Consider the following 7165-nt stretch of genomic DNA (forward strand, 5'->3'; position numbering starts at 1 on the left):
AAAAATCTTGATGAAAAAGATATAGATGCTTTTAATATCGCTTGAGAAGATACAAATCAAAATTTTGATAGGTGGGTAGTACCTTTGGAATACTTTGAAAATAATAATTATGACATATCACCCAAAAATCCTTTTGAAAAAAAAGATATAGTTTTGTCAATAGATGAAAATCTATCTTTGATAAATAAAGGAAATAGTTGATTTACACAAGAGTTTGAAAATCTTGAAAAACTTTTGGAAGATAATGATTTGGTATAATTTTAATTAATATAAAACTTAAAAAATGGAACAAAATATATGAGATTTGATTAAAAATCTTGAGTGGAGAGAGGAAAAGTTGGGAAATATTATAGAAAAATCTGAAAAAGAAAATAAAAAATGAGAAAAAAGACCAATTTATGATGGAATTTTGACAGGTTGAGGATTTTCTAGAAATAAATCTTCTTGAGTTATAAGTGCTTGATGAGACCATATATGAACAGATTGAAAGTTAAGAATAAATGATAATAATAAAAAATATATTTCAAAAGAGTTATTTGATAAAAGAAATAATACTGAAAAATGAAAAAATGATTTTAAAGAAGTTCATGAAAAAATACTTAAAAATTGAGATATTTTGATGGTTAAAGATTGAGCTGGTAGTTGAAGAGTTTGTTATGTAGATCAGAAAGATTTAGATTTTATTTTAAAAGGTGAAGACAATAAAGAAATAACAATAAATGAACATGTTTATATATTTAGATTTGATAATAATATTGTAAATCAAAAATTTATTTATTATTATTTTTTCTTTTTATGAGCAGAAAAAATTACTTCTATAACAAGTGCTAATCAAATTATTAATTGAATAAATAGAGGTTCTATTATTGAATTAAGTATAATACTTACTGACCTTCAAACCCAACAAACAATAGCAAATTTTCTGGATGATTGTTTTGATAAACTTGATAATGCAGATAAATATTTGCAGTTGATTTTTCAAAGCACAAATCAAAAAAGATGATGATGAGATGTGATTGACAAAAATTTTTTGAATACAAATTTTGAAGAGATATTGCAAAAATATGATGAAAAGATAGTAAAACTTGAAAAATTAGAAAAAGATAAACAAAAAAGAAATTTTGAAAATACAGTGATGAAGTGAAACTTGATTGATAATCTATGGAAAAGTATACTTGAAGGGGTTTTAGGAAAATATAATACTGAAGATGATGATACATTAAATAATATAATTTCTTGATTTAATAAATGAAAAAAACCAAAAAATTCTGTAGATCCAAATTTAAAACCATATTTAGATTTAAATTATTTTAGAACTTGAAAAGTTAAAGAGTATTTAAATGACTGATTGGAAGTTAACAAATGAGATTTAGTTATTGTATGGGACTGAGAAAATAGATGAGATAGTTTTATTGTAAATACAAACTGATATTTATCATCTACTATGTCAAAAGTTAATTTAAAAAGATGAAATGAGTTAAAGTTCTTAAATTATATATTTTTATACTTTAAAGAAGAATTTAAAAATAATTGAGTTTGATGGCACTTAAATAAAGATTATATTTTAAAAAAATCTTTTAATATCCCCGACCTTGAAACTCAAAAAGAGATAGTAAATATACTTGAAAAAGCATTTATATACTATCAAAGGATGAAAAATAAAGCTGAAAGCAATCAAAAATATCTACAAAATATGAGAAAATGAATACTTACAAATATATTTGAAACTGCAAATTTACTTTCTAATCAAAAATAAAAATGTATACAGAAGCTGACACAAAATCAAAACATATAGAGCCAAATCTTAAAAAATCTTGATGGGATGAATCAAACATCGCAAGAGAATATAAGATAACAGCTGATAGTATGGTAGTAGTATGAGAAGAATACCACACCAAAAACACTGCCAAATTTGCTGATTATGTTTTGAAGATAAACAACAATATCATAGCTATCATAGAAGCTAAAGCTGAAGATCAAGATTTAGATAATCATACCAAACAAATCAAAACTTATGTAAATATGATGTGAATGAGATTTTGATTTTTGACAAACTGAAAAAGCATATTGCAATATGATAGCAAAACTCAAGAATTTACACACATAGAAAATTTTCCAACTCAAGAACAACTGATAAACCAAATATACGGTAAAAACATAGATATAAAGTCTGATCCTTTGACCTTTCCTTTATACAATCTATGAACAAGAACTCCAAGATATTATCAACTTAGAGCAGTAAATAGCATCATAAGCAATATTAAAAGATGAAATAAAAAAACTTTACTTGTAATGGCAACAGGAACTTGAAAAACTTTTGTATCTTTCCAAACTATATGGAAACTTTATAAATCATGATTTTTCAACAAAATACTTTTTTTAGCAGATAGAAATATACTTGTTGATCAAGCATTTGACGATTTTGAACCTTTCAAAGATGCAAGATACCGCATACAAGATTGAAAATTTAATCAAAATAGAAATATATATTTTTCAACTTATCAAACTTTATATTCTCCAAAGTGAGATGGTTATTTTTATGAGCAGATAGATAAAGATTTTTTTGATTTGATAGTTATAGATGAATGCCATAGATCAAGATATGGTAGCTGGTGAGAAGTGCTAAACTGGTTCGGTAGTGCTTATAGTGTATGACTTACTGCCACTCCTCAAAGAAGCGATAATATAGATGTTTTTGATTATTTTTGACAACCTGTATATGAGTATAGTATGTGAAAAGCTATAGACGATGGTTATTTAGTACCATATAAAATTTATAAAATTACTTTAAACACTCATAGAGAATGAATAAAAATAGATGATAATATAAAAATACTTAATCCTGACGAAGTAGATGTAGAAGAAGTAAAAAAACAAAAATTTTATGATCCAAGCAGTATAGAAAGAAAGATAATCTGAAAAGAGATAACAGATAAGATATGTAATAAGATATATGATATTGTACAACAAAATAATAAACCTTGAGCCAAAGCTATTGTTTTTGCAGTAGACAAATCTCATGCAGGTAGAATTTCTGATAAATTATGTGAAATTGCTAAAGATCCTGATTATGCTACTAGAATAGTTTCTGAAGACAAAGACGATCTAAGAAAATTTAAAGATATAGAACAAAATAAACCTATAATAGCAACAACTGTAGATTTACTTTCAACTTGAGTAGATATCACAACTGTAGAAAATATTGTTTTTGCAAGAAATATAGGCTCTATGACACTTTTTAAGCAAATTATATGAAGATGATCAAGACTTAGCAAATGAAAATGATTTTTTAGAATTATAGATTTTACAAATGCTACAAGATTCTTAGACGAATGGGATGTGCCAGATGCTGAAGAAGATGAGGAAACAAATAACGAGCAAGCAATTCCTCCATTTGAAAATAAATGTTTTGGGCAAGTAGTAGATAAAGAAACTTGAGAATGAATCTATAAAGCATATATCAAAGTAAAAGTTTGAAAAAATATAGTAGCTCATACTTATTCAAATCAAGATGGAAGTTTTGAATTTTTTAACTTGCCAAGCAACGAAAAACTAAGAATTATCATAGAATACAAATGATACAAAACAAAAAATAAACTTATAGAAAACGAAAACTCTCAAGATATAGAAACTTTTGAACTGAAAAAAATCAAAAAATCAAAAAAGATAAAAGTAGAATGACTTGAAGTATATGAGGAGGAAGAAGTTATTATAGAATTTGACGGGAAAAGAATGAATTTTGGAGAATATAAAAAATACTCACAAAATGGACTTAAAGAAGAAGTATTTGATATGAACAACTTAAAAGAGATCTGGACAAATATAGGAAAAAGAGAGGAATTTATAGATAAGCTAAAAGAAAAAAATATATTTCTTGATTTTCTAAAAAACACTGATGGACTTGAAGATGTAGATAAATTTGATTTTATAGCACATACGGTATTTGGGGCACCGATCATATCAAGACATGAAAGATATGAAAAGTTTATGCTTGAAAATGCTGATAAGATCAAAAATTCTTGAGAAGAATTTGCTGAAGTAGTTTTTTGGATGCTTGAAAAATACAAACTTCATGGAGAAGAAGAACTTTCCCCTGATGTTTTTGTGCATTCACCGGATAAGATAGATTCTATAAAACAAGTGTATACTAAAGAAAGGTGATGACTTAGAAAATTTATGAGCTGACTTTTACATAAAATTTATTTTTCTAAAGAAGTAGAATATGGTAGAAAGTAAAAAAAATGATAAATGATATAAAAGTTCTTACAATTCTATTGTAGATTTTTGGAATGATGTTGAAAAAATACCAAAAAATGAATTTGAAAAAATCTATATAGATACTTTAAATAAAGATAAATCAGATGATTATAATATTGTCCCAACTCCAAGAGATTTGATAGATTTAAGTATTGATCTATTTACTAAATTTCTAGAGGGAAAGGAATTTAAAAGTTTGCTTGATCCTTATATGTGAACTTGATGATTTTTGATAAAAGCAAAAGAAAAACTATCTATAACAAATTTTTATTGATTTGAGATAAAAAAAAGTTTAGAAGAAAAAAATGATAGATATTTTGAAGCAATTTGATTTAAGAAAACGAATAATTTAAAATATGAAGAATTTGATAAACAATGAGAATATAATTTAATTTTTACAAATCCAGATACTAAAACAAGTTTTGAAAATATAAAAAACCTTTTATGAAATAATCTTAAAAATAACTGATATGCTATTTTATTCCTACAAGATGAAAAATTAAAAGAGTTTAAAACTACTGAATTTGAAAAGGTTGATCCAAAATTTATAGTAAAACTACCTTGATGAATATTTGAAAAATCTTGAATTCAATCAAATATTGTTTTGATACAAAAAAAAGCATATTCATGACAAACTTTATTTGTAAATTTTAGAGACCAGCAAAAAGACTTTTTACAAAAAACTTGAAAAAAACCAGAATTAATAAAAACTATAGAAAACAATTATAAAGATTGAAAAATTGATGAAAAAATAGAAAATGATTATATAAAATTACTTGACTGGGCAAAAATAAATTGATTAAATTATAAATTTGAAACAAATACTTCTATTGACCTTGCTTCCACATACGAAGTAATAGAAAAAAGTTTTTTTGCATGACTTTGACAATTAAGAAGCTTGAATCATCTTTTGGATAAAAATGATATAATGTCTTTGAAAAATACAGTTTCTATCTTAACTGATAAAAAAATAACTAAGATTATAAAAGAAATTCAAGATTCTCCACAAAAGATACAATCTTCAAAACTTTATGAGATCTTAACAGCACTTACAGTTAGTAATTTTTTGATATTTTCATGACCTCCGTGAGTTGGTAAAACAAGTTTAATTGATAAATTATCAAATGCTATTTGATGAAATTTTAAAAAAATGCCAATCAAATCAAATTTTGTTGATGAAAGTGGGCTTTTATGATATTGGAATCCTTTACTTTCAAGGTATGAATGAACTGAAGTTTTAGAGTTTATCTTTGAAAGTGCAAAAGTTGAAGAAATACCATATTTTTTACTACTTGATGAGATGAACTTATCAAAAATAGAAAATTATTTTAGCGAATTTTTGGCAAAGATAGATAATTTACAATCTATTTGAGCAGAAATAAAACTTTTTGATGTGCTTATAGATAGTAAATCTAAATTTAATAATATAAAATATTTTATAGACAAGTATTACTTAGATGAAAATCAAATTAATATGAAAAAATGAAATTTTCAAGATTTTTATGATGATTATAAAGAATGAAAACAACTTGAGATAGAAGTAAAGATAAAACTATCATCAAACCTACATATCATCTGAACTATAAACGAGGATGAGACAACAAATAGTTTATCAAATAAAGTTCTTGATAGAGCTTTTTATATAAGTTTATGAGTGGATGATTTATTTGAGGGGAATGAAGAAGATTTTATAAATAAAAGTTATAATTATATAAAAAACATAAAACTACAAAAACAAGAAATCAATAAAAAAATAACAGGTAAACAATTAGAAGATGATATATTTAAAAAAATAGAAAAATATTGAGAAGTTGATAGAGAAAAAAAAGTAAATAATAAAAGTGTAGATTTACTTCAAAATATAGATAATTGATTTTCAAAAATAGATATACTTTATGAGATAAAATCTTCAAATAATCAAGGTAATAATTGAATAAATCAATTAAAAGATTATATAAATTTATATAAATCAAATAATCAAGGTAATAATTGAATAAATCAATTAAAAGATTATATAAATTTATATAAATCAAATAATCAAAAAATATGAATTTTAGTTATTAATTGATTTAATTGAATTGATAGAAAAGATAATATATTTATTTTATGATATGATGTTTTTGATTCTTTTATTGATCTATTTTTTAAACAAATTTTCTTTATTAAAAATGATGTAAATTATCAAGATATTACTTCAAAAAATAGTTGAAACTTAGAAGATGCAAAGGGAATATTTTCAAAAGAAGAACAAAAATTTATAAATGAAATAAATGAACTTATACAACAAATAGAAAAAAATGATGCTATAGCTTATAGATCTATAGAATATATGGCAAGTTTTGTAAAAAATTATAAGGAAAATATAAATAATGTTGATGAAAAAAACATATTAGATATAGTACTTTGTCAAAAAGTCTGGCCCAAGATAAAAAATTATAGTATATTATGAAACAAAGAAGATGATTTTAAAAAATTAAAAAACAAGGTTAAAGAACATCTTTGAGAAAAAAGTGAAAGTTGGCAAATGTTAGATAGTATTGATTTTAATTAAATTTTGTATTATAAGAAAAAATATTTGCATTTTATAATATAATGAGTATTATAAGAAAAAATATTTATAGATAACAATAATATAATGAAAAACATCATAGAAGAAAATAGGCAATATATATTATCAAAACAAATTTATAATAGAAATTACTATTTAGATAAATTTGCTAATTTTGTAAATACCAAAAATGTGCTTGTAGTAGAATGACAAAGAAGAGTAGGGAAAAGTTCGGTAGTTATATCTTTTTTGAAATCAAACAATATAGATTTGAATAAAGTTTTTTATATCAATAAAGAATTGGACATATTAAATAATATAAAAAATGCTGTAGATTTGGATGAAGTTTTTAGTTTCTTT

General features: G+C 23.5%; 4 protein-coding genes and 1 pseudogene. All 5 read left to right on the forward strand.

Features of this window, described 5'->3' with window-relative positions:
* A partial coding sequence (locus VAMP_RS05005; RefSeq protein ID WP_213349850.1) for a hypothetical protein occupies positions 1–258 on the forward strand: 258 nt, incomplete at its 5' end.
* A 25-nt stretch (positions 259–283) separates the two neighbouring features.
* Positions 284–1756 (forward strand): restriction endonuclease subunit S, encoded by a 1473-nt coding sequence (locus tag VAMP_RS05010; protein WP_213349853.1) that lies wholly within the window; start codon positions 284–286, stop codon positions 1754–1756.
* A gap of 2 nt (positions 1757–1758) precedes the next feature.
* The gene (gene hsdR, locus VAMP_RS07195; protein WP_213349851.1) at positions 1759–4236 is read left to right on the forward strand and encodes an EcoAI/FtnUII family type I restriction enzme subunit R; all 2478 of its coding nucleotides are present in this window, start codon (positions 1759–1761) and stop codon (positions 4234–4236) included.
* Positions 4223–6808, forward strand: coding sequence for a DUF8727 domain-containing protein (locus VAMP_RS05020; protein WP_213349852.1), 2586 nt, complete (start codon positions 4223–4225; stop codon positions 6806–6808). Before hsdR ends, VAMP_RS05020 begins: the two co-directional genes overlap by 14 nt.
* Before the next feature lie 84 nt (positions 6809–6892).
* A pseudogene (locus VAMP_RS05025) lies at positions 6893–7165 on the forward strand (hypothetical protein); the annotation flags it as partial.

Source organism: Candidatus Vampirococcus lugosii, from assembly GCF_018420025.1.
Taxonomy (GTDB): Bacteria; Patescibacteriota; Gracilibacteria; order Absconditabacterales; family Absconditicoccaceae; genus Vampirococcus; species Vampirococcus lugosii.